Genomic DNA, 25,554 nt, shown 5'->3' on the forward strand with positions numbered 1-25,554 from the left:
TATGATATGGTTGAAACCATGAGCCGCATTCCTGATTTCGCAGACATCGCCTTCGAGCGCACCACGAGCGCCGCGCCATCAGGCAGCGCCGAGCCGTGGCTGACGCCCGAGGGCATTCTGGTGAAGCCCGCCTATGGTGAAGGCGACCTGGCCGGGCTCGACTTCCTCGAGACTTATCCGGGCATCGCGCCTTATCTGCGCGGCCCCTACCCGACCATGTATGTCAACCAGCCCTGGACTGTGCGGCAATATGCCGGCTTCTCCACGGCGGAGGATTCCAACGCGTTCTACCGCCGCAATCTCGCGGCCGGACAGAAGGGCCTTTCGGTCGCCTTCGATCTCGCCACCCATCGCGGCTATGACAGCGACCATCCGCGCGTCGGCGGCGACGTCGGCATGGCCGGCGTTGCCATCGATTCCATCTACGACATGCGGACGCTGTTCGCGGGCATTCCGCTCGACCAGATGAGCGTGTCCATGACCATGAACGGCGCGGTGCTGCCGATCCTCGCGCTCTACGTCGCTGCTGCCGAGGAACAGGGCGTGCCGCCGGAGAAGCTCTCAGGGACCATTCAGAACGACATTCTGAAAGAGTTCATGGTGCGCAACACCTATATCTATCCGCCTGCGCCCTCGATGCGGATCATCTCGGATATTTTTGCGTATACCTCGCAAAAAATGCCGAAATACAATTCGATCTCGATCTCCGGCTATCACATGCAGGAGGCCGGGGCGACGCAGGACCTCGAACTCGCCTATACGCTGGCCGACGGCGTCGAGTATCTTCGCGCCGGCCTTGCGGCAGGCCTCGATGTCGACCGCTTCGCGCCGCGGCTGTCGTTCTTCTGGGCGACCGGGATGAACTTCTTCATGGAAGTCGCCAAGATGCGCGCCGCGCGGCTGCTCTGGGCGAAGCTGCTCAAGCCCTTCAACCCCAGGGATCCGCGCTCGCTGTCACTGCGCACGCATTGCCAGACCTCCGGCTGGTCGCTGACCGCGCAGGACGTCTTCAACAACGTGATGCGCACGACTGTGGAAGCGATGGCGGCGACGCAGGGTCATACCCAGTCGCTGCATACCAACGCGCTCGACGAGGCGCTCGCTTTGCCGACCGATTTCTCCGCGCGTATCGCCCGCAACACCCAGCTCTTCCTGCAGCAGGAGAGCGGTACCACCCGCATCATCGACCCCTGGGGCGGTTCGTATTATGTCGAGCGTCTCACCCGCGACCTCGCCGCCAAGGCCTGGGGCCACATCCAGGAGGTCGAGGAGCTCGGCGGCATGGCCAAGGCGATCGAGGCCGGCGTACCGAAGCTGCGCATCGAGGAAGCCTCGGCCAAGACCCAGGCCCGCATCGATGCCGGCAAGCAGGCGGTGATCGGCGTCAACAAATACAAGCCGACGGACGAAGCTCCGATCGACATCCTCAAGGTCGACAATACCAATGTCCGCCGGCTCCAGATCGACAAGCTGACGCGGCTGAAGTCCGAACGCAACCAGAAGGACCTCGAGGCCGCGCTCGCCGCGCTGACGCGCTCGGCCGGCGAAGGCAACGGCAATCTGTTGGCGCTCGCCATCGACGCTGCGCGCGCGAAGGCAACCGTCGGCGAGATCTCGGACGCGATGGAGAAGGTGTTCGGCCGGCACCGCGCCGAAATCAAATCCATCACCGGCGTCTACAAGCGGGAGGCGTCCAGCATGGGTAATCGGGTCGAGAAGGTTCAGGCGCTGATCGATGCCTTCGAGGAAGCCGAGGGCCGGCGTCCGCGCATCCTGGTCGCAAAAATTGGCCAGGACGGTCACGACCGCGGCCAGAAGGTGATCGCATCGGCCTTCGCCGATATCGGCTTCGACGTCGACATCGGGCCGCTGTTCGCGACCGCCGACGAAGCCGCGCGCCAGGCTGTCGAGAACGACGTCCACATCCTCGGCGTCTCCTCGCTCGCGGCCGCCCACCTCACCGCCGTGCCGGAGCTGAAGGCCGCACTGAAGAAGCAGGGCCGCGACGACATCATGATCATCGTCGGCGGCGTGGTGCCGCCGCAGGATTACGATGCGCTTTACGCCGCCGGCGCCGAAGCGATTTTCCCACCGGGCACGGTGATTGCGGACGCGGCCGAGGAGCTGATCCGCAAGCTGAACGCCCGGCTCGGGCATAGCGAGGCGGCAGCGTAGCTCGCCATCGCTCTTCGAAAGGATAGTGCGTGATATTTTCCGCGCCGGCGTTCATGCGCGCGCTAGCTGTGGTCGCAGCCTGCAGCGCGTTGTTGGCTACTGCCCATGCCGCCGACCCCAAGCCCGACGCGGTGATCAAGACCAAGAGCATCGAGGCCCGCGTCTTCCTCGACGACAAGGTCAAGGTCGATGCGGCGCTGGCGGCCGACTGCCTGACTGAAGGCAAGAAGTGGCTCGACAAGAACGCGGCAGAAGCCGCCGCCTCGCGCAAAGAGGATCCGCAGTTCTTCAAGGAAGGCGGCTGGGACTTTGAGCCCAAATATGCGGTTCGCTCCGTCGTCGCCGACCGCTATGTCAGCATTCTCCGCAACGACTACATGGACACCCACGGCGCACATCCCAATTCCGACGTGAACACGGTCCTGTGGGACAAGGCCGAGAGCAAGCGCATCTCCATCCGCCCGTTCTTCACCGAGACCGCCGACAACGGCCCGGCCATGAAGGCAATGGTGAAGGCGGTGATCGCATCGTTGAAGATCGAGAAGAAGAAGCGCGATACCAGCGAGACCGCGACCGACGAATGGTTCAAGAGCGTGGAGCCGAGCCTGCTCAAGATCGGCGCGGTGACGCTCGCGCCTTCAACCGACGCGGGCAAGAGTTCCGGCCTCACTTTCCACTACCCGCCCTATGTGGTCGGACCCTACGCCGAGGGCGAATATGTCGCGTTCGTGCCGTGGGAAATGCTGAAACCCTATCTCACCGCGGAAGGCACCCGCATCTTCGGCGCGCGGCCGAAGAGCGACGCGGACGAGCCGCAATGATCGTGTTGAACAGCGACAGCTTGCTCGCAGAGCGCTGGTAGCGCTGCCTTGCAGCCGCGCTGCAAAGCCGACTAGAATGTCGCCATTGACAAGAGCGCCCGAAATCATGGGCGCCGCTGGGAGGCATTGATGTCCAAGATTACGCGCCGCAGCTTTGCGGCTTCATCTGCCGCAGTCGCGGCATCCGCCGCATTCGGCCTCACACCCGCATTTGCGCAAGCCTATCCGGCGCGGCCCGTCACCGTGATCGTGCCCTGGGGCGCGGGCGGCGGCACCGATGCGACTGCACGCATTGTCGCAGCGCTTCTGGAGAAGGATCTCGGCCAGCCCTTCAACGTGGTCAATCGCACCGGCGGCTCCGGCGTCGTCGGCCATACCGCGATCGCGACCGCGCAGCCCGATGGCTACACCATCGGCATGCTCACCGTCGAAATCTCGATGATGCACTGGCAAGGGCTGACCGAACTGGCGCCGAAGAGCTACACCCCACTGGCGCTGATGAACGAAGATCCCCCGGGCATCCAGGTCTCCTCCTCCTCGCCTTACAAGACGGTGAAGGAACTCGCCGAAGCCATCAAGGCGGCCCCTCCTGGCAAGTTCAAGGCCTCCGGCACCGGCCAGGGCGGCATCTGGCATCTCGCGCTGGTCGGCTGGATGCAGGCGATGGGCCTGCCCGCCAACCAGGTCGCCTGGGTGCCGTCGAACGGCGCCGCCCCCGCGATGCAGGACCTCGCCGCCGGCGGCCTCGACCTCACCACCTGCTCGGTCCCGGAAGCCCGCGCCATCATCGAGGCCGGCAAGGCCAGGAGCCTTGCCATCATGGCGCCGGCGCGCAATCCGATCTTCAAGGACGTGCCGACGCTGAAGGAGGCGATGGGCATCGACTACGCGACCGGCGCCTGGCGCGGCATCGGTGCGCCGAAGAACCTGCCGCCGGAGATCGCAACGAAGCTCACCGCGGCGCTGAAGAAGGTCTACGACTCCGCCGAGTTCAAGGACTTCATGGGCAATCGCGGCTTCGGCACCGTGTGGGGCGATGCCGGCCAGTTCGCAAGCTTCATGGACAAGGGCGACGCCCAGATGGGCGAAGCCATGAAGGCGGCGGGTCTGAGCAAGGCGTGATCTCCTGCGGCTATCACGCGAGGCGATAGTTGATTGAAGTGGCCGGTCCGCACGCTCAATTCACCTCGCCCCGCTTGCGGGGAGAGGTCGGAATGCGTGCGAAGCGCGGATTCCGGGTGAGGGGGACTCTCCGCGAATCCAGCTTTCACCTCCCCCGCGGAGAGCCCCCCTCACCCCGACCCTCTCCCCGCGCGCGGGGAGAGGGAGAACATCTCTTGTAGGACTTTTCCCATGCGCCTTCCCGACTCCGTCACGGGATCGTTTCTCGTCGTGCTCGGCACAGCAGCCGCCTATGGCGGCTGGCTGCTGCCGCCGGTGCCCGGACAGCCGGTCGGCCCCAACGTATTTCCGCTCGTGATCGGCATCGGGCTTGCGCTGTGCGGGCTCGCGATCGTGTTCGGGATCGGCCACACCTTCGAGGAGGCGGAAGAGTTGATCCCGCTCGAGGACGGCCAGGCAGCGGCTGCGCCGCCGCCGCAGGGAAAGTTGTACGGCCTGCGCGCGCTGCTGCCGCCGGCCCTGCTGCTGTTCTACGTGGCCGCGGCCGACCGGCTCGGCTTCATCATCACCGCGGCGATCATGGTCTACGTCACCTCGACCGCGTTGGGGGCGAAGTGGAAGCTGGCGCTGCCGCTCGCAGCGCTGGCGCCGTTCGCCATCCACCTGATCTTCGGCAAGCTACTGCGCGTGCCGCTTCCCGCCGGCCTGTTGCCGACGCTCTGGTGATCCCATGCTGAAAACCCTGATTGAAGCGTTCGCACTGATCTCCACCTGGGAGGTCATCATCGCGATGTTCGCAGCCTCCGTGTACGGGCTCGTGATCGGCTCGCTGCCGGGCCTGTCCGCGACGATGGCAACCGCCCTGCTCGTCCCCGTCACCTTCTATCTCTCGCCGATCGCGGCGATCGCGACCATCGTCGCCGCGTCCTCGATGGCGATCTTCTCCGGCGACATCCCCGGCGCGCTGCTGCGCATCCCGGGAACACCCGCCTCCGCCGCCTATGCCGATGAGGCCTACGCCATGACCCGCAAGGGACAGGCCGAGCTGGCGCTCGGGGCCGGCGTGTGGTTCTCCGCTGTCGGCGGTATCGCCGGCGTGCTGTCGCTGATGATCCTGGCGCCGCCGCTGGCCGAGATCGCGCTGTCGTTCTCGACCTTCGAGTATTTCTGGCTGGCGCTGCTCGGCCTGATGTGCGCGACGCTGGTGGCGCGCTCCTCGCCGGTAAAGGCAATCGCCGGCATGTTCCTCGGCCTGCTGGTCTCCTGCGTCGGCATCGAAAATCCCGGCGGCGTGCCGCGCTTCACCTTCGGCTTCACCGATCTGTTCGGCGGCATCGAGCCGATCCCCGCGCTGGTCGGCGTGTTCGCGGTGGCCCAGGTGATGCGCGCGATGCTGACGCCCGAGCCGCCGCCGCTGCCGCGGCGCAAATTCGGAAGCATCATGGCCGGCCAGTGGAAGCTGACCAAGAAATACCATTGGCAGATGACGCGCGGAAACATCGTCGGCATCATCATCGGCGTGCTGCCCGGCGCCGGCGCCGACATGGCCGCCTGGGTGTCCTACGCGATGTCAAAGCGCTTCTCCAAAGAACCGGAGAAATTCGGCACCGGCCATGTCGAGGGCCTGGTCGAGGCCGGCGCCAGCAACAATGCCAGCATCGCCTCGGGCTGGGTGCCATCATTGTTGTTCGGCATCCCCGGCGACACCATCGCCGCGATCGCGATCGGCGTGCTCTACATGAAGGGACTCAACCCCGGGCCGACGCTGTTCACCGAGAAAGCGTCGAGCATGTACGCGATCTATCTGATGTTCATCATCGCGAACATTCTGATGATCCCGCTCGGCATCGCCATGATCCGGGTTGCCGCCTACATCCTGCTGGCACCGCGCTCCGCCATCATGCCGATCATCATGCTGTGCTGCGCGGTCGGCTCGTTCGCGATCGGCAACAACATGTTCGGCGTCGTCACCGTCGCCGCCTTCGGCGTGATCGGCTATGTCATGGAAGCAAACGGCTATCCCGTCGCCGCCATGGTGCTCGGCATCGTCATGGGCACCATGGTCGAGCAGGCTTTTGTGACCTCGCTGATCAAGTCCGACGGCAGCATCCTGCCGTTTTTCGAGCGCCCCGTGGCCGCGATCCTCGCCGCCATGGCGATCGGGGCGCTGCTGTGGCCGGTGATGGTCTGGGCGTGGCGAAAGCTGAAACCGGTGCGGACGGGGGTGGCGGCGACATCCCGGTGATATCGGGCGAGCGGCCCTCGCCTGCCCCGCGCGGGCGTTGTAAAGCAGGGCATGGTTGAGAAAAAGCCTTCACTGGACATCAAATCCCTCGCCCAAGACCTCCGCGCCGGCAGCCGCGCGGCGCTGGCGCGGGCCATCACGCTGGTCGAGAGCCGGCGCAGCGACCATCAGGCGCTGGCGCGCGAGCTGGTGCAGATGCTCTTGCCCGATACCGGCAGGGCAGTCCGCGTCGGCATCACCGGCTCGCCCGGCGTCGGCAAATCCACCACCATCGACGCGCTCGGCACCCATCTCATCGAGCAAGGCCACAAGGTCGCGGTGCTCGCGGTCGATCCGTCCTCGGCGCGGAGCGGTGGCTCGATCCTCGGCGACAAGACGCGGATGGCCCGGCTCTCGGCGTCCGACGACGCCTTCATCCGGCCCTCGCCGTCCTCGGGCACGCTCGGCGGAGTCGCGGCCAAGACACGGGAGGCGATGCTGCTGTGCGAGGCGGCCGGCTTCGACGTCGTGCTGGTGGAAACGGTCGGCATCGGCCAGTCCGAAACCGCGGTTTGCGACATGACCGATTTCTTCCTGGCCCTGATGCTGCCGGGCGGCGGCGACGAATTGCAGGGCATCAAGAAGGGCCTGGTCGAGCTCGCCGACATGATCGCGATCAACAAGGCCGACGGCGACAATCTCAAGCGCGCCAACATCACCGCCGCTGATTATCGCGGCGCGCTGCACATCCTGACGCCGCGCTCCGAGCACTGGCATCCGCCGGTCGAGACCTATTCGGCGCTGACCGGCGACGGCATTGCGAAGATCTGGCAGAAGGTCCTCGATCACCGCAAGGCGATGAATGCATCCGGCGATTTCGCCGCACGGCGGCGCGAGCAGCAGGTGAAATGGATGTGGTCGATGCTGGAGCAGCGCATGCTAGCGCGGTTGCGCAGCGAGGCGTCGGTGCGGACCAAGGTCCGGAAGATCGAGACCGAGGTCGCCGACGGCCATCTTACACCGGCGCTCGCCGCCGAAAAGATCCTGGAGTTGCTGCAATGAGCGATAAGCTCCGCATTCTCCTCACCGGCTTCGGCCCGTTTCCCGGCGCGCCCTACAATCCGACCCAGCCGTTGGTCGCCCGGCTGGCGCAATTGCGCCGTCCCGCACTCGACGATGCCGCGATCTCCAGCCACATCTTCCCGGTCACCTATGCCGCGGTCGACCGGCAATTGCCGGAGGTGCTCGCGAAAGAGAAGCCCGATGCGCTGCTGATGTTCGGCCTCGCCGCACGCACGCCCTATCTGCGCATCGAGAGCCGCGCGCGCAACGCCGTCACCATGCTGTGGCCCGATGCCGCCAACACCCGCTCGAGCAAGCGCGGCATCGCCGCCAATGCGGACGCGATGAATTTCGGTCCGCACACCGCCAGGCTGCTGCGCGCCGCGCGCCTCACCGGCATCGACGCGCGTCCCTCGCGCGATGCCGGCGCCTATCTCTGTAACTATCTGAGCTGGCGCGCGATCGAAAACGTCAAGGCCGGCGGGCCAAAGCTCGCCGCGTTCATCCATATTCCCCTGCTCGCGCGCAGTGGCGCCGCGCGCCGCAAGGGCGCGCCGCGGATCACGCTGGAGGAACTGGTGGATGCGGGGGAAGCGATGCTGATGGAGATGGTGCAGTTGGCACGGAAGAGACGCAACACACCGACTTCGTAGGGTGGGCAAAGGCGCGCTTGCGCCGTGCCCACCAACTTGTTCCGATCTGCCGCTGAATGGTGGGCACGCTTCCGCTTTGCCCACCCTACGGACCGTCTCTCCGGTAAACATTTAACCCTACCGCGAACAATCCTCACGCGACCAGCCGCCCTGCGCTACCTAACCGCTGCGGACCCCCGCGGCCGCCGGAGGACGCGTCCATGGACCTCAATCGCCGCCATCTCATCGGAGCATCGACCGCAGGCATCGCCGGCGCGCTCGCGATACCAGCCGACGCCGCGCGCGCAGCGCCGCTGACGTCGCTGCTCGGCCGCGATGCTACGCAATATGGCGTGCGGCCCGGCAGCAGCGAGGATCAGACCCGCGCGCTCCAGCGTGCGATCGACGAGGCCACGCGGGCGCAGATGCCGCTGGCGCTGCCACCCGGCATCTACCGCACGGGACTGTTGCGCCTGCCAAATGGCGCGCAACTGGTCGGCGTGCGCGGCGCGACAAAATTCGTCTTCACCGGCGGGGCGTCGGCGATCCAGAGCGACGGCTCGGATGCAATCGGCCTTTCTGGCATCACCTTCGACGGCGGCGGCATTCCGCTGCCGACGCGGCGCGGGCTGATCCAGATCCTCGGCGGACGCGACGTCCGCATCACCGATTGCGAAATCACGAGGTCCGGCGGCAGCGGCATCTGGCTCGAGCAGGTCTCCGGCGACATCTCGGGCAACATCTTTACCAACATCGCGGTGACGGCAGTGGTGTCGTTCGACGCCAGGGGTCTCAGCGTCTCCCACAACACCATCACCGGCACCAACGACAACGGCATCGAGATCCTGCGCACGGCTATCGGCGATGATGGCACGCTGGTCACTGATAACCGCATCGAGGACATCAAGGCCGGTCCCGGCGGCTCCGGCCAGTACGGCAACGCCATCAACGCGTTCCGCGCCGGCAATGTCATCGTGCGCGGCAATCGCATCAAGAACTGCGATTACTCCGCCGTGCGCGGCAACTCGGCCTCGAACATCCACATATCAGGCAACAGCGTCAGCGATGTGCGCGAGGTCGCGCTCTATTCGGAATTCGCGTTCGAGGCCGCGGTGATCGCCAACAACATTGTGGACGGCGCCGCCGTCGGCGTCTCCGTCTGCAATTTCAACGAAGGCGGCCGCATCGCCGTGGTCCAGGGCAACATCATCCGCAATCTGATCCCGAAGCGGCCGATCGGCACCGCGCCGGATGACGATGCCGGCATCGGCATCTACATCGAGGCGGATTCATCGGTCACCGGCAACGTGATCGAGAACGCGCCGTCCTACGGCATCGTCGCCGGCTGGGGCAAATATCTCCGCGACGTCGCCATCACGGGCAACGTGATCCGCAAGGCACTGGCCGGCGTCGGGGTGTCCGTCGTGCCCGGCGCAGGCACCGCGCTCGTCAACAACAACATGATCTCGGAAACGCCGCGCGGCGCCGTGGTCGGGCTCGACCACGCGCGCGCGGTAACGTCGGATCTGTCGGCGGACGGCGCTCAGCGGTTTGCGCAATTGGTCGTCGGCGGGAATGCGGTGCGGCGGTAGGTGCCGTTCCTCGCCTCTGGCTCTCGAACGCTAGAACGCGTTCCGCAGCAGCGGGTACTTCGCTTCGAGGCCGTCGAGGCTGAAGGTGAACTCAACCAGACGTTCGGGGGCTGCGACAATTTCGGCTGCCGGCGGAGAGAACTGCGGCAGAAGCGCCGCCATTGCGGCCAGTGCCTTGGGCGCTGCCGTCGCGGCCGGCACCTTGGGCCCCGTCATCGCGACGGGCGCGGTGGGCGGCGCCATGGCAGCCGGCACTCTGAGCGGTGCCATCGGGGCAGGCGCGGCGACCGGCGCGGCCGGGGCTTCGGAGATTTCGGCGAGAACGCCCGGCTTGGGATCGAGCCTGACCGGCACGGCGCTCTCCGGGGCGATGTGCACGGCCTTCGGTTGCACGGTCTGCGCCTGGGGCTCGCGCGGAAACATGCGGGGCATTGTCGCCGGCGACCAGCCGAAGGCGGGCGATACGCTCGCGGCCGCCGTGGCGACATCGGCGCCGGTGGCAAGCGCGCGCCAGGTCTGAACGGCGAGCTTGGCTTCCTGGATGTTTTCGAGAAATGCGATCTCGGAGTGGTAGCGGCGCCAGCGCCCGGTCTCGAACATCTCGGAGAGATGCACCAGCCGCTGCTCGGCGAGAGCGCACCAGCGTGCCGCAACGTCGCGGCCAATAGCAATGTCGCGAATAGCTTCTTGGCGATGTGTCATAAATCAGCCCGTCAGGAGACAATACGGACGCGACGCAACGCACACGAATCAATTTAGACGCGACGTGAATATTTTGTGGAAAAGTTTTGACTTGTCCAGCAACGACGATGTTTTCGTCACCAAACTCCGTAGTCGTGCGGAGATTCAAGGGGTTTTGGAGTCAAGCTTCGCACAAGCATAGCGCGCTTGCGGCGTGCCGGCGGAGCGGTCGCGCTGAGTGAGCTACGATCTCTCAACCGGAAGCTGATCTCGCGTAGGGCTTCGAGGAATTGGACGTCCAAAAAGAAAAGACCCGTCCGGGGGGACAACCGGACGGGTCGAGCCATATGGGCGCTTGGGGTGGATGGGCGCTCGCGCCTAATATGACTTATGGGGAGGGATAACCGCTCCCACATAATTTGGTCGTGGCAGCGGGCCGAACGTTCAACGCGGCGTTTGATTTTTCGACCTTCGCGCCGCGCGCAAAGTTGTCGCAGCCGCTATCGCGTCGTCGGCTTATCCGCTTGAGAAACCGTGGCTTTATCCTCGGTGCTCGACAACGAAGGTTGCTCTAATGCGCGGACGCCAGGCTCGTCGCGACGCTTCCCGATATCTTCACGTTTTGTTGTACCGGAGGCGGCCGCGACCGGCGTCGCGCCGGCGGCAGGAACGGCCATGACCGCGGCAAACGCGTCTGCCTCACCGTCGCCGAACAGATCATCACGGCCGGGTGAACCGAGGTCGCGCGCCGTCTTCGCCAGCGTCGTGCGCAGCGCTTCCGGCTTCAAGGCGTAGTTGCGCTCGAGCAGCAGCGCCGCGACGCCGGAGACATAGGCGGCCGAGAACGAGGTGCCCGACGTCATCTGGTATTTGCCGTCAGGCGCCGGCAGGAAGATGTCGACGCCGGGTGCCGCGACCGCGATGTAGTTGCCACGGTTGGAGGCGGAGAATAGCCGGTCCTGCTGGTCGGTCGCGCTGACCGCGATCACGTTGGGATTGGCGGCCGGATAGAGCGGCGGAGACTTCGCCCCGGCATTGCCGGCGGCCGCGATCAGCACCAGGCCACGCGCGGCCGTCGCCGCGATAGCGCGCTCGATCACCGCGTCTTTGGGACCGGCAAAGCTCATGTTGACGATCTGCGCGCCGTGCTCGGCGGCATAATTCAGCGAGCGCAGGATGATGTAGGACGAGCTCTCGGCCCCGCCGGTGGTGCCGCCGAAGGCGCGGATGGCGATGAGGCGCGCCTCGGGCGCGCTGCCCATCAGCTTGGCATGCGCCACGATGGCGCCGGCAATGCCGGTGCCGTGAATGTGCGGGCCGTCGGCGCTGCCAAGCGCATCGAAATTGTCGGCAATGGAATTGGCAAGTTCCGGATGTTGGACGTCGATGCCAGAGTCGATCACGGCGACCGTCACATTGGCGCCATGCGCGAGAGTATGTGCCTGCGGCAGGCGGAGCTTGGCCAGCGCATATTGCGCGGGATCACCCTCGGTCGGCACCGACGATTTCTGGTCCTGGAGCAGGTAGCGGAAGTTCGGCTGGACCGAGCGCACGCTGCCGTCGGCCGCGAATTCACGCCGCACCGTCGCGGAGGGCCGGCCGTCGGTGATGCGGAACAGTCCGAACGTTGCCCCGATCAGCGGAAAATTCTCGGAGGACACGCGGGTCAGGCCATGGCGGCGCGCAAGCTCGTCGGCTTGGCTCAACGACAGCCCGCCGTCGATTTCGGCGACGAATTCGCCGGCGAAGGTGCGCAAATCCGCGGCGACGGGCGTGTTGTTGCCGCGCCCCTTTCCAGCGGTCTTCTTGCCGGATTTGCCCGAGCCATCGCCGCCTGCGTTCTGCTGCGCCAGGCACTCGCCGGCGGCGTCGCGATCGGGCGCAGTACAGGCGGGATAGAGGTTCGGGGAGTAGCGCGCATAAGGCAGCACCGGCGTCGGTCCCATCCGCGCCGAAATCCTCGTCGTCACAATCGGACCGGGACCACGGCCAACGGCCACCGCTCTGGCGGCAACACCGGGACTGACGCGTGCGGCGACGCCAGGAGAAATCGTCGGCATTCGGGAGGGGACGCTGATCGTCGGCGTGCGCATGATCGCCTGCGCCTGCGCAACCTCGACGCCGAGACAGGCGGCGAGCAGAAGCGCGGCTGCGACCGACGAAGCGCAGGCCCCGGCTCTTACTCTACTTTCAAACTTGCGCGTCATTGGTTTGGAAGCGCCTTACGGCGCTGCGACGGCGAGGTTGACGAACTTCTCGCGCTGCATCTTGCCGAGCAGCGAGGCGAGTTCGTCCCGGCTCATCGCCTTGTCGAACTGGAGGCGGAACATGCCGCCCTTGGCATCACCAATGATCGAAGCCTGGTAGCCGTCGAGCAATGCCGTGATGTCAGCGACGCGCGCCTCCGGCGTGAAGCGTACCAGCGCGCGCGCTGGCGGGACGGTCGTGCCGAGGTCGCGGGTGATCGGAGCGCTGGTCGAGAGCGAAGCAGTCTGGAAGGTCGCAGTCTGGGTCTTCGTCAACACGGCGCCGATGATTCCGGCCTGCAGCACCAGCGCCATGGCGCCAAGGCTCGCCGACCAGGCCAGAGTGCGCGGCGACAGGCTCGCAAAGAAGCTGGCGATGCGCGCCGACAGCGGCAGCGAACCGGCCGCCCGCGCGGGCTCAGCGTCGATCGCGGCGAACAGCTTCTGCATCGCACGCGCCGACGGAGCACCCAGGCTCTCGTTCAGATGGATGGTCTCTTCATACTCGCCGCGGATCGCGGCATATTGCTTCGCGAGCTCCGGATCGCGCGCCAGCGCCTCGTCGACGCGGCGCGCATCGCGCGGGTTCAGCGTGCCGGCGGCGTGCCACGGCAGCAGCAGTTCAATTTCACCGGGCTCTTGCTCCAGCATCTTCTTGCTCAAAGCCATCATGGCCAGCCTCGCTCAATGCCGGCTGCCTTCAGCAGTTCGGCCAATTTCTTGCGCGCATAGAACAAGCGCGTCTTCACAGTGTTCTCCGGGATGCCAACGATTTCGGCCACCTCTTCCACGGATTTCTCGTGGTAGTAGACGAGATCGACGATTTCCCGATGATCCGGCGAGAGGCCCGTCAGACACTCCCGCAACGCTTCACTGGTATCCTTCTTCTGCACCGCCGTTTCCGGATTGTCGGACGTATCCTCGATCGCGTTCGCGGCGTCGTCGTCCAACTCAAAATCCTTCCTGCGCCGAAGCGCAGACAGGGCCTTAAATCGGGTAATGGCCAGCAGCCAGGTGGAAACGGCGGATCGGCCCTCGAATTTGCCGGCTTGACGCCAGACGTCGAGAAACACCTCGCTGATGAGGTCTTCCGCCGCCTGCTCGTCCCGCACGAGCCGGAGGCCGAACCGATACACCCTGACATGGTGCCGCCCGTACAGCACCTGCATGGCGAGCCGGTCACCTTGAGCGATCCTGGCGATCAGGATCTCGTCCGAAGCCGCTTGTGTCACGCTCAAAGACCGTCTCGCAAGGTTGGTCGGGTCGATGCGGCAGACGGTTCGACGGGAGGGGTAAAATTGTTCAACCTACCGCAGTCATACGGGAGGCTGTGTGATCTACCCCACATACGCGAAATTTCCTGTTGCCACCCGCGGCTGGGCGCTTCGCTCAAGAACGGTAACATAGTAATGAAGCACTTTCCTGAGCAATGCCGTCCCAGTAGAGACGGCCCGACGTGCATGGAACCTTAGCAGCCTAGCACGACATATGTCTTCCGAAGCCCTGCTTTGGCTCGACCGCGTCGCACACGATACCTAATCGCCGGCAAATTCCTGGAGCGATCGACGTCCCCTGCTGCCGCGCTGCACAGCGTGGATTCGGTTTCGAAGGATACCAAACCTAAAGGCTTGCGACGTAGATTTTTAGGCTGACATCCACCACTGGCGGGGACCATGAGCACGGCTGCGACGTCCTTTCCCGAGAGGAATGCCGCTGAGGCCGCGGATCTCGCCTTGACGACCGAGGCAGCGGCACCCGAGGTCCTGGCGCGCCGGATCCGGCAGCGGCGCCAGATGTATGTCGGCCAGGTGGCGAGCTACTCGCTCGGCGCCTCCGTCCTGCTGCTCTACGCCTTTGACGGCGTGATCTCCGCGGGCGTTCCGTCACTGTTCTGGCTCGGCGGCCTTCTGATCATCGGGACCTTCACCGTGCTGTCGGAAGCGGGCTTCGGCGACCGGTTCGAGGATCATTACCTCACCGTCTTCCAGATCTCGGCGCATATGACGCTGCAGCTGCTGTTCCTGCTCGCGGTGCCGACAGTCGGAGTCGCGTTCCTGGCCGTGCTGTTTCTGATCTTCGCCTTCGGCACGCTTCGTATGACATCGAGCCAGGCCATGCTCACCTGGGGTCTCACCACTTGCGGGCTCGCGCTTGTCTTCCTCGCCTCGGACTTGCCAATCGGACTGCCGGTTACGACCCAGCTGCAACGGGCGGCATCGATGCTGTGCTTCGTGCTGGTGATCGGCCAGTGCGCCTTCCTCGGCCTGTTCGGCGCCACGCTGCGCAAGATCCTGTACCGGCGCAGCATCGAGCTGAAGGCCGCCTATCGGCGCATCGAGGAGCTGGCGGAGCTCGACGAGCTCACCGGCTCCTACAACCGCCGCTGCATCATGCGGCTTCTCGACGACGAGATCGAAAAATCGCGGCAGACGTCGACCCCTTGCGCGATCGCGCTGATCGATCTCGACTGGTTCAAGCGCATCAACGACGCCCATGGCCATCCCGTCGGCGACGAGGTGCTGCGCACCTTCGCGATCACCATTTTCGCCAACATCCGCCCGGCCGACTGCTTCGGCCGCTACGGCGGCGAGGAATTCTTGCTGCTGCTGCCGGGGATGGACGGCGATGCGGCGTCGCGCATGCTCGATCGGCTGCGCGGCATCGTCGCCGATCTGGACTGGAGCGCATTCTCCCCGGGCATGCGCGTGACCATTTCCGCGGGCGTCGTGACGCTGCGCGACAACGATACTGCCGACACGTTTCTCGTGCGCGCCGACAGCGCGCTCTATTCCGCCAAGGCACAGGGGCGCAACCGCATTGCAACCATCTGACCAATCCATTTTCTCCCGGCGCGACAGAAGCCGCGGCCGGGCCGAACGCTCCAGGACAGGGCAATGAGATCCAAATCCGCAAAATCATCCGAGAGTCTGCTCGAGGAATTGCAAACTGCGCTCTCGCACGGCACCGTTGCGCACCGGGTCGAGACGTTGCGCCGCGTCACCGATCTGTTCGTGAACAACGCGGTGGATTATTCCGACGACCACGTCCGCGTGTTCGACGACGTGTTCCAATGCCTGATCGAGCGGATCGAGACGTCCGCCAGGGCGCTGCTCGCCGACCGCCTCGCATCAATCGCGGCTGCGCCGCCGAAGATCATCCGCACGCTCGCGCTCGACGAGGTGATCGAGGTTTCCGGCCCGGTGCTGTCGAAATCCGAACGGCTGGACGAGGCGACCCTGATGGAGATCGCGCGCACCAGGGGCCAGGCCCATCTCAAGGCGATCTCGCTGCGGCGTGTGCTGTCGGAAGCGCTGAGCGACGTGCTGGTGACCCGCGGCAACGAGGACGTGGTGCAATCGACCGTCAGCAATCCGGGCGCGCAACTGTCCGAGGGAAGTCTCGCCGACCTCGTGACCCGCGCCGAACGTGACGACGACCTCGCCAGCTGCATCGGCCTGCGGGCCGACCTGCCCCGCCATCATTATTTGAAGCTGGTCGCGAAGGCTTCCTTGACCGTGCGCCGGAAGCTGGAGGCCGCGCATCCGGAACTCGCGGACGACGTGTCCAGCGTGGTTCAGGAAGCGGCTCAGCGGATCCGCGCCGCCACCACGACCCGGCAGACCGAGATGGCGCGGGCGCTGGTGAAGTCGCTGCACGAGGACGGCCGCCTGACCGAGCTCCAGGTCGCCACCTTCGCAGAGCAGGGCAAGTTCGACGAGACCAATGCGGGGCTTGCGGCGCTTGCGGGCGTCGCAGTCGAGACCGCCGAGACCATGATGATCGAAAGCCGGGTCGAGGGCGTGATGATCCTCGCCAAGGTCGCGGCCATGCAATGGTCGAGCGTCCGCGCCATCATCGCCCTGCGCGAGAAGCTCTCAGGCGGCCCGGAGACCGACATGCTGACGCTGCGCGACGCTTACGAGGCGCTGCGCAGCTCGACCGCGCAGCAGGTGCTGCGCTTCCACCGCATGCAGCAGGGCGCGGCGCCGGTGGCGTGAAGCCGGCGAGCTAGTAGCGTAGGACCCTCGCCCCCACCAGCGCGCCAATTGCCGTCACCAACGCGGTGGCGAGCGTGTACCAGGTCGCGACGAACAGCGGCGAGTCATCGGTGCAGTGCGAGGCGTACAGGGTCGCGGCAAGGCCCGCCGACACCAGGCCGGCGAGCGCACCGGCGAGCGCGGGATGCGACGGCGCGCCGTGGCGCAGGCCGAACAGGGCCCCCGCAAGCAGCGGCAGCGACATCGCGGGGATTGCGAACAGGCAAACTCTGGAATTCTTGCCCATCAATCGCATCGTCACCGGCATGGCCGGCGCCATCATCGCCTCGCTGCCGATCGCCACCGCGAGCAGCCCGACGGGCAGCAGCAGCAGCCAGCCCCAGCCACGCAGCAAGGCTTCGGGACGCGACAGATGCAGGCTGACGATGATCGCCGGGATCGCGAGCGACAGCGTGACCGCGAACTTCATGTCGAAGAACGGGTTGTGCATCGCGCTCATCACGTCGTGACGCACACCGAGGAAGGTGGCGAAGATCAGGATCGACAGCGGCGCGGCGACCAGCAGCGCCATGGTCAGCACCGCGCCGACGCGCGGCGGGCGATGGGCGTTGTCGGCCGCGAGCGAGCGAATGAGTTGATCGGTATCCATGACTAGTGGTCCCGCAGTTTGGCTGTCAGCGCCGCAAGTCCGCGATGCAGCGCGACCCGCACCGCGCCCTCGCTCATCGAATATTTCGCCGCCGTGTCCTTGATCGAGGTGCTGTCGACCGCGATCGACTGCAACACGTCGCGCTGGCGTTGCGGCAGCGTATTGAGCTGGCTGGCGACTTCGCCCGCCGAGGCCGTCTCCTGCGGCGCCTCGCCCGGCAGGATCTCGGCGAAATCGTCGATGTTGACGAAAATCCGCCTGCCCCGTCGCCGCAGCATGTCGATCAGCTTGTTGCGGCCGATCGCAAACAGCCACGGGGCGAAGGGGGCTTCGCTGTCCCAAGTGTGCCGCTTCAAATGCACCGCCAACAGAATCTCCTGCACGATATCCTCGGCCTGGTCGGGAGGCTGCCCGGCCCGCGCCAGGCCGCGCCTCGCGGCAGCGCGCAGCACAGGCGTGACCGCCTTCAACAGACGATGATACGCCGCGTCATCGCCTGCCATGGCCGACCGCATCAGGTCGGTCCACTCGTCCTCACGTCCGCGCACGCGCGCCCTCACCATGCAATTCGGCCGTTCTTTCAGTTTGTTACGCCGGCGGCAGTATGATCACGAATTCGTGATCATACTTGGCCACGCAACCGATACGGCCGTCAGGATCTGCGACGGCTCATAACACCGATCGGTCCCGTACGCACCCGCGGCCGGCCAAGACGGCAAGGGTTTGCCGCGCTTTTGCCCGGTGTGGCCCGAAGATTCCCATTTTCTGCCCCGCTGTCGTCACGCCCCAGGGTCTCTGTTCGGTCCGGGACGGGCGGACTTGGGGAGATGTCAACATGATGAAAGCCAGCGGGCGCGCGGCCCTGATTCTCCTGGCCGGGCTTTTCGTGCTGTTCGGGGGCGTTGCACAGGCGGCGCCGAGTTCAGCCGCTAGCAGCAAGCCGGACAATGCAGGCAAACAGGCGGACGAGGTCAAGCCGAGCAAGCAGCGGCGTCACACGTCGCGCCACCGCGACAGCACCAAGACGGCGCAGAAATCCGACGACAAGGCCGACAAGAAGGACGCCGTGGCGACGGCCGACGAGGCCAAGGCCGACAATCGTGACATACCGGCCTCAAGCCAGATGCCGCCGGAAGTCGCCAACGCCAATGCGCAGCTCGCCGCCGCCGATACGCCGACTGCGGCAGCCGCCTCCGCAATGACGGGACGCGCCAACGACAACGTCCAGGCCGCGGCCGATAATACCGCCGCCCCGAACGCCGAGGGCCAGGTCGTCCCACCCGATCAGCTCAACGACATCGACCGCGCCCTGCAACAGGACAACGCGCCGGTACAGAAGGCGGTAATTGCCGCGATCGACGCGCAGCCGCGTCCGGCACCGGTGATGGCAAGCAGCCAGCAGAGCTCGGCCTGGGACCAGAGCTCCCTGATTGGAAAAATCTTCATCGGCGTCGGCACGCTGCTGACGCTGGCCTCCGCCGCGCGCATGTTCATGGCGTGACTTTGGCTTGATCTCCGGTCCGCGGGACCTCGGCCGGAACGCGCATCTCACCGCGTGTTCCGGCCGTTCCTGCTCCGATGGCTTTAGCGCCTCTTGAAGCCCACCGCGCCAGCGGGCACATTGCCCGCTCAACCAAAAGCGTGGGTGGAGCATGAGCACGTTCGAACACATCATCGTCGAAAGCAAAGGCGCGGTCGGCATCATCAAGCTGAACCGGCCGAAGCTGCTCAACGCACTCTCCTTCGGCGTCTTCCGCGAGATCGCCGCGGCCGTCGACGATCTCGAAGCCGATGACGCCATCGGCTGCATCGTCGTGACCGGCAGCGAGAAGGCATTTGCCGCCGGCGCCGACATCAAGGAGATGCAGCCGAAAGGCTTCATCGACATGTTCTCGGAGGATTTTGCCGCGATCGGCGGCGATCGGATTGCACGCTGCCGCAAGCCGACGATCGCCGCAGTCGCGGGTTACGCGCTCGGCGGCGGCTGCGAGCTCGCGATGATGTGCGACTTCATCATCGCAGCCGACACCGCCAAGTTTGGTCAACCCGAAATCACGCTCGGCACCATCCCCGGCATCGGCGGCACCCAGCGCCTGACCCGTGCGATCGGCAAGTCCAAGGCGATGGACCTTTGCCTCACCGGCCGCATGATGGATGCAGCCGAAGCCGAGCGCAGCGGCCTCGTCAGCCGCATCGTGCCGGCCGACAAGCTGATGGACGAGGTGATGGCCGCGGCCGAGAAGATCGCCGCGATGTCGCGGCCCGCGGTCGCGATGGCCAAGGAAGCGGTCAACCGCGCCTTCGAGACCACGCTCGCCGAGGGCATGAGCGTCGAGCGCAACCTGTTCCACTCGACCTTCGCGCTGGAGGACCGCTCCGAGGGCATGGCGGCGTTCATCGAGAAGCGGAAGCCGGTGAACAAGAACCGGTAAGGAGGCGAGCGGTCAGGCTGGTGTAAGACTCTGCCCTTCCCGCAGAATCCCTGTGATGTAGCTGCAACAAGCACGGAATACATGGGGGTTTCCCCCGCGGCAGTTTGCCTGCGAGACCTTGGCTGGTTAAACAGTTAAGAGAGCCGCCGTCGGCGGGGGCGGACAGCCGGGATTTGCGGATTACATGATTGGGCGTGCCGCCAGAGCTGGTCGCGTGATGACGCGGCGTCGATCGGGCGTGGCTCCTGTGCTCGCGACATGGACCACGCTGGCACTCTGTTGCGCCCTGCCCTCCGCCGCACGGTCGGAAGCGCTGCCGGAGGCGCTCGCCAAGGCCTATCAGACCAATCCGCAGCTCAATGCCGAACGTGCGCGGCAGCGCGCCACCGACGAGAACGTGCCGCAGGCGCTCGCCGGCTACCGGCCCCAGATCGTGGCAAGCCTCAGCGCCGGGCTGCAATCGGTGCGCAATCTGCTGCCCGACAACACCATCCAGACCGCCAATCTGAAGCCATGGATCATCGGCGTCACCGTGTCGCAGACCCTGTTCAACGGTTTCCGCACCGCCAACAACGTGCGGGCCGCCGAACTCCAGGTGCAGTCGGGCCGCGAGGCGCTGCGCAACGTCGGCCAGGGCGTGCTGCTCGACGCGGTCACCGCCTACACCAATGTCCTCGCCAACCAGTCGCTGGTCGAGGCGCAGCGCTCCAACGTCGCCTTCCTGCGCGAAACGCTTTCGGTCACCCAGCGGCGCCTCAACGCCGGCGACGTCACGCCGACCGACAGCGCGCAGGCCGAGGCGCGGCTCAACCGCGGGCTCTCCGATCTCAACGCCGCGGAAGTCGCACTGGCGGTGAGCCAGGCGGTTTACGCGCAGGTGATCGGCAATGCGCCGTCGCAGCTTCGGGCCGCCGAAGTCGTCGACCGCTATCTGCCGAAGAGCCGCGAAGACGCGCTGACGATGGCGATCCGCCAGCACCCGGCGGTGATGGCGGCGGGCTTCGACGTCGATGTCGCCTCCACCAACATCCGCGTCGCCGAAGGCGCGCTGCTGCCGAGCGCCAGCGTCCAGGGCAGCGCCAGCAAGAGCCGCAACAACGACCCGACGCTGGGCACCTTCGCCGAAGATCAGGCCTCGATCGTCGCCAATGTCACCGTACCGATCTATGACGGCGGCCAAGCCGCCGCACAGACCCGGCAGGCCAAGGAAATCACGGCGCAGAGCCGGCTCGTGCTCGACCAGGTGCGCAACCAGGCGCGCACGGCGGCGGTCAGCGCCTGGGTTGCCAACGAAGGCGCCAAGATCGCGGTCTCGGCCTCGGAGTCTGAAGTGAAGGCGGCGACCGTCGCACTCCAGGGCGTACAACGTGAAGCCGCCGGCGGGCAGCGCACGACGGTGGACGTGCTGAACTCGCAGGCCGATTTGATCCAGGCCAAGGCCCGCCTGATCGGCGCCAATCGCGACCGCGTGATCGCCTCCTACACGCTGCTCAGCGCCGTCGGCCATCTCGACGTCAAGACCTTGAGCCTGAACACGCCGGACTATCTGCCCGAGGTGCATTATCAGCAGGTCCGCGACGCCTGGCACGGCCTGCGCACGCCGTCCGGGCAGTAGGCCGTTGGCCGCGTAAGCAAAGCGCCGGGTATCTTGCCGGCGGGCACCAACAAAAATGTCGAAAACAACCCCATGCCCGTAGCGATACATCTACGGATTTTACGAATCTATTGACGCGTCGGGCAAAATAGGGTCACAAAGTCATCATGGCGATGCGTGGGGAGGTACAGCCGCGGAACCTCTCCATACAGGACTAGCCTAACCTCTTCCGGTCGAAGGAGGTGAAACAGCATCGTATGTTGCTGGATGCTCAGCCGTGACCTCAAAACCACCCATCGACTTGCTGGCCACAGTCGCGCGCTTCGGCCGCGAACAACGAATGTCATTGCGCGATCCGAAGTTCGCGGAGACATTCACGGGCGCGGCCACTGCAAAATTGGCGGAAGCCTTAGATAACGACATTCTTCTTCATGGCCAGCGCACCGAGAATATGTTCGAGGCGCTCGTCGTCAGCCTTGGTTACTACAAGCTGCTGAAGCGCGAAGACATCGGCGTCGTGCCTCCGGGGGGCATGTACACAGCTCCCGATTTTCGCGTCCATCTGCACGATGGCGCCCAGTGGTTGATCGAGGTCAAGAATGTTTATGATGCTGATCCGGGGCGTCAGCGCTTCCGGATTCGGCAGCAGGATTTTGATCACCTTAAGAACTATGCGTTGGCCATAAACTGCCCGCTGAAATTCGCGCTGTATTGGGCGCGCTGGCGCGTATGGACGCTGGTCGATGCTGACGATCTGGCCCTCATAGAAGGCAAGCTCACCATCGACATGTTCAAAGCTTCGCCCTTGAACGAGATGGCCCGTCTTGGCGACCGGATGATCGGAACGAAACCGCCGCTCAAGCTGCGCCTTTTCGCAGACGAGTCGAAACCTCGCTCAATCTCAGAAGAGGGCGAGGCCTCCCTTACCGTCTCGCATGCCGCCTTGTTCTGCGGCGACATCGAAATTACCGATCCAGTTGAGCGGAACATCGCATGGATCTTTATGGAGTTCGGCGATTGGGAATGCGGAGAGCCGCAAGCCGACATGAACGGAAGTGCATTGAGAGCGATCCAATTTGAGTGGACGCCACGCGAACGAGCAAATGAACGTGGGAATTTCGAAATAATCGGTACCCTTAGTTCGATGTTCTCGCGCTACTACGCGACGCAACGTTGACCGAAGAAGGAGTTGTGCAGACTGAAGCGGAACTAACACCCGACTGGTTTGCGCCGTTGGTAGGTAATGATCAACGCGGCGGCGGGCTACCACTGTGGCGCTTCATCCTCCAAGTCGATCGTCCGACGCCGAAAGCATAAGTTTGGCGTTAGCCAGAATGGCCGTTGTGAACGAATAAGAACAAATGCTCGTCGGGGCGGCGCTTGGACTGCCAATCCACGCCATCGCGTTCGAAGCCACACCCGTTCAGCGCCTTGTGCATCGCGATTCGCGTGGTTATAGAAGTGGCAAAAATCTTTCGGCCGTTCGCGCAGGCGACCAATGCCTCTGCAACGTGCCGCGAATATGAATGCCCCCGATGAGCCTTTTCGACCACTACCCATCCTAGTTCGAGGCCGAACTCGTCGGCCAGCTTCTTGGCGCCAGCATTCTTAAAGACGCCTCGCGAATATTCGCGACCAGGTCTCTTTAACGCGCCGACGCCGACAAGCCACACCCGTTCAGCGCCTTGTGCATCGCGATTCGCGTGGTTATAGAAGTGGCAAAAATCTTTCGGCCGTTCGCGCAGGCGACCAATGCCTCTGCAACGTGCCGCGAATATGAATGCCCCCGATGAGCCTTTTCGACCACTACCCATCCTAGTTCGAGGCCGAACTCGTCGGCCAGCTTCTTGGCGCCAGCATTCTTAAAGACGCCTCGCGAATATTCGCGACCAGGTCTCTTTAACGCGCCGACGCCGACAATCTCTCCGCCGACCCGCAAAAAGACCAGGATTTCGGCTCTCGCCATTCGGTTGTCAAATCCAGCTGCCTGGACTTCTCCCGCTTCAAGGACCATTTGGCGAAAGCGATCAAGTTGGTGCCTTGAACATTCAGCCAGCAGCTTCGGCGTGACTATCGGCTCTTGCCCCGTCATATTTCGATCTTCCAGTAAGCCAGAACCTTGCGGACATCGTCGTGAGGATAGTGACTTCCGGCGTGCTTCAGGTCGTTGCGGATATTCTTCAACCGCAGCGCCGCGCTTTCGCGGATACCGGCATCAAGCCTCATGACGCCCATAGGTAACGAAGCTCGATCGGCTTTAGGCCAGCTCTCGGGATACGCGCCCCAGTCCGCCCATCCTTCGACGGCGGCCAGTCCATCGGCAGCGCCTTCATGCTCGCAGTGCCAGCCATAGAGGTACCGCGCGCAAATCCGCAGCATGGCTTTCACTTCCAGCATAGTGTCGGTGAAAGCCTTCAGCGGCGTCGGCAGCAGCACCATATTGGCGACGCATGAAAAATAACGGCGATCCTGGACGATCGCATTAGCTTCCTGATACTGCGCGTCATCAATCCCCCAGATGTGGCAGCAGGACCAGTTCGGCCGGTCATCGGAGCGCAGGCCCAGCGCGTGAGTAAGGGCCTTATTGGCGTGGACGTTGCCCTCGCGCTTGTGCTCCGTGTGACCCGTTTGCCGGTTCTTGTTCATCAATGGCTCGGACCAATTTTTCTTGTAGAAATAGGTCCGCCTGGCGTGCTCGGGATACCATAGCGGCAACAGCCGGAAGGTTTCGGGATCAACCCAACGCGCCGTATGTTCGATGAGCCGCATCACCTCACTTAGCTGAAGCACGCCGCGCAGCGCGATTAGTCCATCCGGTAAAGGCGTGCCTGACATTTTCCTCCAACCCTGCTTATGCAGTGAAGTTCTATCCTAGTTTAAATGCAGTCAATTCGGCCCGTCGAAAAGGCTTTGCAGGCGCAGAATATGGTTGCAGGATCATCCCGCGAGCGGGGCTTTGAAAGCAACGGCATGAACGGGATTGTTCTTCCGACGGAGCTTGAGGGGGTGCGGGAGGCGGCAAGGCGCGCCCTTGCGCCTGTCCAAACCGGCTGGCGCAAACAGCCAAGCCGCCCCCAACTTTTTGTTTGCGGCCGAGCGCGCGGATGCGAGCCGCAATCTGCCCCCGTACTATCTGATCTACTTCCTGCTCGTCGATTTTCTTGGCTTTCGGAATCTCGGCCGCTTCGAAAAACTCGATTGGTCGATCCCGGTTGATCTTGAAGGGCAAGCCTATCTGATCGAATATCGCAAATCCGGCGTGGGGATTTTCGCGCACGATGCCGCGGGAGAAAAGCAACAGGCAGAGCGCATCGTCGCCCTGATCAGAAAAGGCGTCAAAGCCGCAGCTCCCTTTTTCAAGTGGATGGCCGACAACGCGGTCCGCGACTCCAAATTCAACGTCAGGAACGTCGGGGGCAAGCTCTTCGCGCGATATATCTATTTTCGGGACAGTTTCAGAACCGCCTCCGTCGACGCAGAGAAAAGCAAACACGACCACGAAGCCTCGCAGAAGCAGCGGGAGCTTCCTGTCGCTGGCTACTCCGTCAAAGACCGTTCGAGCGCGACGACATCCGAGCTGGCCGCCATGTTTACGTTCCCGTTTGCGCATATGGAGGATCGTTCGGGTTGGCTTGCGCTGGCGACAATCGATGCGTTCTTCTCTTGGACTGAGCATATTTTTATCCATCTCGCGATCTTGCAGGGACGCATAACAACGGGCGAGGAAGTCGCGAAGCTTGTCGATACGGAGTGGAAGGAGAAATTCAAGTCCGCCCTCGATATAACGGAAAACGTCGCCAAAAAACACCTCGACGCTCTGGTAACGATCAAGCGTCAGCTCCGGAATTTCATGGCACACGGCGCCTTCGGAAAAGAGGGCGAGGCATTCAGCTTCCATTCGAACGTTGGCGCCGTGCCAGTCGCTCTCCACTACAGGACCACCACCAGGTGCCAGTTCTCATTGACGCCGGAACTGGCGTTCGATGACAAGGACGCGCTCGTCGCGATTGAGAATTTCATAGCTTATCTATGGTCGGGCCAACGCGAGCCAGCCAGACTCTACATTCAAGAATCTAACTTGCCTCTGATCCTTCCGATGGCGAGCGATGGCACTTACGCTGCGGCTATGGCCACTGTTGACGACATGAACACATTCGTTGACCGCCTGATGAGGAAGTTTGATGCCGCCGCAAACATGGATTGGTGGCTAGTCGACTGAACGCTCCTCGCTCCGATTGGCGGTCCGCAGCGACAGCGCTCGCCCAAGTCCGGGTCGTTCTATAGAATCGGAAGTTGCTGACGCTGCGCCAAACCGACTCGGTCAGT

General features: G+C 64.3%; 24 protein-coding genes. 15 read left to right on the forward strand and 9 right to left on the reverse strand.

Annotated elements, in window-relative coordinates:
- Positions 1-18 precede the first annotated feature (18 nt).
- The 8 genes from scpA (at position 19) to ACVIN2_RS08055 (ending at position 9,628) form a co-directional block, all read left to right on the forward strand.
- Positions 19-2,175 carry a methylmalonyl-CoA mutase gene (gene scpA / locus ACVIN2_RS08020; RefSeq protein WP_456769670.1) on the forward strand — a complete coding sequence of 719 codons (2,157 nt, stop codon included), beginning with the start codon at positions 19-21 and terminating at the stop codon, positions 2,173-2,175.
- A 53-nt stretch (positions 2,176-2,228) separates the two neighbouring features.
- On the forward strand, positions 2,229-2,996 hold the full coding sequence (locus tag ACVIN2_RS08025) for an RsiV family protein (protein ID WP_456769671.1): 768 nt from the start codon (positions 2,229-2,231) through the stop codon (positions 2,994-2,996).
- A gap of 129 nt (positions 2,997-3,125) precedes the next feature.
- The gene (locus ACVIN2_RS08030) at positions 3,126-4,118 is read left to right on the forward strand and encodes a tripartite tricarboxylate transporter substrate binding protein (protein ID WP_456765183.1); all 993 of its coding nucleotides are present in this window, start codon (positions 3,126-3,128) and stop codon (positions 4,116-4,118) included.
- Positions 4,119-4,349: 231 nt separating this feature from the next.
- Positions 4,350-4,844 carry a tripartite tricarboxylate transporter TctB family protein gene (locus ACVIN2_RS08035; protein ID WP_456765184.1) on the forward strand — a complete coding sequence of 165 codons (495 nt, stop codon included), beginning with the start codon at positions 4,350-4,352 and terminating at the stop codon, positions 4,842-4,844.
- 4 nt (positions 4,845-4,848) lie between these two features.
- A complete protein-coding gene (locus ACVIN2_RS08040) occupies positions 4,849-6,363 on the forward strand; it encodes a tripartite tricarboxylate transporter permease (RefSeq protein ID WP_456765185.1) in 1,515 nt (504 codons plus the stop codon).
- 51 nt (positions 6,364-6,414) lie between these two features.
- Complete coding sequence (meaB, locus tag ACVIN2_RS08045) at positions 6,415-7,404, forward strand: methylmalonyl Co-A mutase-associated GTPase MeaB (protein WP_456765186.1); 990 nt, start codon at positions 6,415-6,417, stop codon at positions 7,402-7,404.
- Complete coding sequence (locus tag ACVIN2_RS08050) at positions 7,401-8,057, forward strand: pyroglutamyl-peptidase I family protein (protein ID WP_456765187.1); 657 nt, start codon at positions 7,401-7,403, stop codon at positions 8,055-8,057. The genes meaB and ACVIN2_RS08050 overlap by 4 nt, the downstream gene beginning before the upstream one ends.
- A 200-nt stretch (positions 8,058-8,257) precedes the next feature.
- Positions 8,258-9,628 (forward strand): TIGR03808 family TAT-translocated repetitive protein, encoded by a 1,371-nt coding sequence (locus ACVIN2_RS08055; RefSeq protein ID WP_456765188.1) that lies wholly within the window; start codon positions 8,258-8,260, stop codon positions 9,626-9,628.
- Between the two features lie 30 nt (positions 9,629-9,658).
- Here the strand turns inward: ACVIN2_RS08055 and ACVIN2_RS08060 are convergent, their stop codons facing one another.
- From ACVIN2_RS08060 to ACVIN2_RS08075, 4 genes are all read right to left on the reverse strand, one after another.
- Entirely contained in the window at positions 9,659-10,300 is a 642-nt protein-coding gene (locus tag ACVIN2_RS08060) for a TIGR03809 family protein (protein ID WP_456769672.1), read from the reverse strand.
- A gap of 509 nt (positions 10,301-10,809) precedes the next feature.
- Complete coding sequence (locus ACVIN2_RS08065; protein WP_456765189.1) at positions 10,810-12,516, reverse strand: S8 family serine peptidase; 1,707 nt, start codon at positions 12,514-12,516, stop codon at positions 10,810-10,812.
- 15 nt (positions 12,517-12,531) lie between these two features.
- A complete protein-coding gene (locus ACVIN2_RS08070; RefSeq protein WP_456765190.1) occupies positions 12,532-13,227 on the reverse strand; it encodes a hypothetical protein in 696 nt (231 codons plus the stop codon).
- The gene (locus ACVIN2_RS08075; RefSeq protein WP_007593582.1) at positions 13,224-13,793 is read right to left on the reverse strand and encodes a sigma-70 family RNA polymerase sigma factor; all 570 of its coding nucleotides are present in this window, start codon (positions 13,791-13,793) and stop codon (positions 13,224-13,226) included. The genes ACVIN2_RS08070 and ACVIN2_RS08075 overlap by 4 nt, the downstream gene beginning before the upstream one ends.
- Before the next feature lie 435 nt (positions 13,794-14,228).
- On the opposite strand from ACVIN2_RS08075, the gene ACVIN2_RS08080 reads away from it, so the two are divergent.
- Positions 14,229-15,386 (forward strand): GGDEF domain-containing protein, encoded by a 1,158-nt coding sequence (locus ACVIN2_RS08080; RefSeq protein ID WP_456765191.1) that lies wholly within the window; start codon positions 14,229-14,231, stop codon positions 15,384-15,386.
- Between the two features lie 63 nt (positions 15,387-15,449).
- Complete coding sequence (locus ACVIN2_RS08085; RefSeq protein ID WP_456765192.1) at positions 15,450-16,553, forward strand: DUF2336 domain-containing protein; 1,104 nt, start codon at positions 15,450-15,452, stop codon at positions 16,551-16,553.
- Between the two features lie 10 nt (positions 16,554-16,563).
- On the opposite strand, the gene ACVIN2_RS08090 is transcribed toward ACVIN2_RS08085, so the two are convergent.
- Positions 16,564-17,202: an NrsF family protein gene (locus ACVIN2_RS08090; RefSeq protein WP_456765193.1), complete on the reverse strand. Its 639-nt coding sequence runs from the start codon at positions 17,200-17,202 to the stop codon at positions 16,564-16,566.
- Between the two features lie 2 nt (positions 17,203-17,204).
- On the reverse strand, positions 17,205-17,750 hold the full coding sequence (locus ACVIN2_RS08095; protein WP_027516883.1) for a sigma-70 family RNA polymerase sigma factor: 546 nt from the start codon (positions 17,748-17,750) through the stop codon (positions 17,205-17,207).
- Positions 17,751-18,037: 287 nt separating this feature from the next.
- Between ACVIN2_RS08095 and ACVIN2_RS08100 the strand changes: the two genes are divergently transcribed.
- From ACVIN2_RS08100 to ACVIN2_RS08115, 4 genes are all read left to right on the forward strand, one after another.
- Entirely contained in the window at positions 18,038-18,703 is a 666-nt protein-coding gene (locus ACVIN2_RS08100; RefSeq protein WP_456765194.1) for a hypothetical protein, read from the forward strand.
- 151 nt (positions 18,704-18,854) lie between these two features.
- On the forward strand, positions 18,855-19,634 hold the full coding sequence (locus ACVIN2_RS08105) for an enoyl-CoA hydratase (RefSeq protein WP_456765195.1): 780 nt from the start codon (positions 18,855-18,857) through the stop codon (positions 19,632-19,634).
- Positions 19,635-19,818: 184 nt separating this feature from the next.
- Complete coding sequence (locus ACVIN2_RS08110) at positions 19,819-21,249, forward strand: TolC family outer membrane protein (RefSeq protein WP_456765196.1); 1,431 nt, start codon at positions 19,819-19,821, stop codon at positions 21,247-21,249.
- A 256-nt stretch (positions 21,250-21,505) separates the two neighbouring features.
- Entirely contained in the window at positions 21,506-22,405 is a 900-nt protein-coding gene (locus tag ACVIN2_RS08115) for a hypothetical protein (RefSeq protein WP_456765197.1), read from the forward strand.
- Between the two features lie 148 nt (positions 22,406-22,553).
- Here the strand turns inward: ACVIN2_RS08115 and ACVIN2_RS08120 are convergent, their stop codons facing one another.
- Genes ACVIN2_RS08120 through ACVIN2_RS08130 form a run of 3 tightly spaced genes read right to left on the reverse strand, consistent with a single transcriptional unit; the run spans position 22,554 to position 24,063 of the window.
- Complete coding sequence (locus tag ACVIN2_RS08120) at positions 22,554-22,901, reverse strand: hypothetical protein (protein ID WP_456765198.1); 348 nt, start codon at positions 22,899-22,901, stop codon at positions 22,554-22,556.
- Complete coding sequence (locus ACVIN2_RS08125; protein WP_456765199.1) at positions 22,874-23,320, reverse strand: hypothetical protein; 447 nt, start codon at positions 23,318-23,320, stop codon at positions 22,874-22,876. The genes ACVIN2_RS08120 and ACVIN2_RS08125 overlap by 28 nt, the downstream gene beginning before the upstream one ends.
- A complete protein-coding gene (locus tag ACVIN2_RS08130; RefSeq protein ID WP_456765200.1) occupies positions 23,317-24,063 on the reverse strand; it encodes a hypothetical protein in 747 nt (248 codons plus the stop codon). Before ACVIN2_RS08130 ends, ACVIN2_RS08125 begins: the two co-directional genes overlap by 4 nt.
- Positions 24,064-24,259: 196 nt before the next feature.
- Here ACVIN2_RS08130 and ACVIN2_RS08135 point away from each other — a divergent pair, with 196 nt between their 5' ends.
- Complete coding sequence (locus tag ACVIN2_RS08135) at positions 24,260-25,447, forward strand: hypothetical protein (protein ID WP_456765201.1); 1,188 nt, start codon at positions 24,260-24,262, stop codon at positions 25,445-25,447.
- The last annotated feature ends 107 nt before the right edge of the window (positions 25,448-25,554 follow it).

The sequence above is a fragment of the Bradyrhizobium sp. USDA 3650 genome (assembly GCF_054057395.1).

Coding starts and splice junctions, on each gene's coding strand:
- scpA (WP_456769670.1), top strand. CDS start 19: ATGAGCCGCATTCCTGATTTCGCAGACATCGCCTTCGAGCGCACCACG.
- ACVIN2_RS08080 (WP_456765191.1), top strand. CDS start 14,229: ATGAGCACGGCTGCGACGTCCTTTCCCGAGAGGAATGCCGCTGAGGCC.
- ACVIN2_RS08105 (WP_456765195.1), top strand. CDS start 18,855: ATGAGCACGTTCGAACACATCATCGTCGAAAGCAAAGGCGCGGTCGGC.
- ACVIN2_RS08110 (WP_456765196.1), top strand. CDS start 19,819: ATGATTGGGCGTGCCGCCAGAGCTGGTCGCGTGATGACGCGGCGTCGA.
- ACVIN2_RS08090 (WP_456765193.1), bottom strand. CDS start 17,202: ATGGATACCGATCAACTCATTCGCTCGCTCGCGGCCGACAACGCCCAT.
- ACVIN2_RS08085 (WP_456765192.1), top strand. CDS start 15,450: ATGAGATCCAAATCCGCAAAATCATCCGAGAGTCTGCTCGAGGAATTG.
- ACVIN2_RS08125 (WP_456765199.1), bottom strand. CDS start 23,320: ATGACGGGGCAAGAGCCGATAGTCACGCCGAAGCTGCTGGCTGAATGT.
- ACVIN2_RS08025 (WP_456769671.1), top strand. CDS start 2,229: ATGCGCGCGCTAGCTGTGGTCGCAGCCTGCAGCGCGTTGTTGGCTACT.
- ACVIN2_RS08055 (WP_456765188.1), top strand. CDS start 8,258: ATGGACCTCAATCGCCGCCATCTCATCGGAGCATCGACCGCAGGCATC.
- ACVIN2_RS08040 (WP_456765185.1), top strand. CDS start 4,849: ATGCTGAAAACCCTGATTGAAGCGTTCGCACTGATCTCCACCTGGGAG.
- meaB (WP_456765186.1), top strand. CDS start 6,415: ATGGTTGAGAAAAAGCCTTCACTGGACATCAAATCCCTCGCCCAAGAC.
- ACVIN2_RS08065 (WP_456765189.1), bottom strand. CDS start 12,516: ATGACGCGCAAGTTTGAAAGTAGAGTAAGAGCCGGGGCCTGCGCTTCG.
- ACVIN2_RS08035 (WP_456765184.1), top strand. CDS start 4,350: ATGCGCCTTCCCGACTCCGTCACGGGATCGTTTCTCGTCGTGCTCGGC.
- ACVIN2_RS08030 (WP_456765183.1), top strand. CDS start 3,126: ATGTCCAAGATTACGCGCCGCAGCTTTGCGGCTTCATCTGCCGCAGTC.
- ACVIN2_RS08070 (WP_456765190.1), bottom strand. CDS start 13,227: ATGATGGCTTTGAGCAAGAAGATGCTGGAGCAAGAGCCCGGTGAAATT.
- ACVIN2_RS08130 (WP_456765200.1), bottom strand. CDS start 24,063: ATGTCAGGCACGCCTTTACCGGATGGACTAATCGCGCTGCGCGGCGTG.
- ACVIN2_RS08100 (WP_456765194.1), top strand. CDS start 18,038: ATGATGAAAGCCAGCGGGCGCGCGGCCCTGATTCTCCTGGCCGGGCTT.
- ACVIN2_RS08050 (WP_456765187.1), top strand. CDS start 7,401: ATGAGCGATAAGCTCCGCATTCTCCTCACCGGCTTCGGCCCGTTTCCC.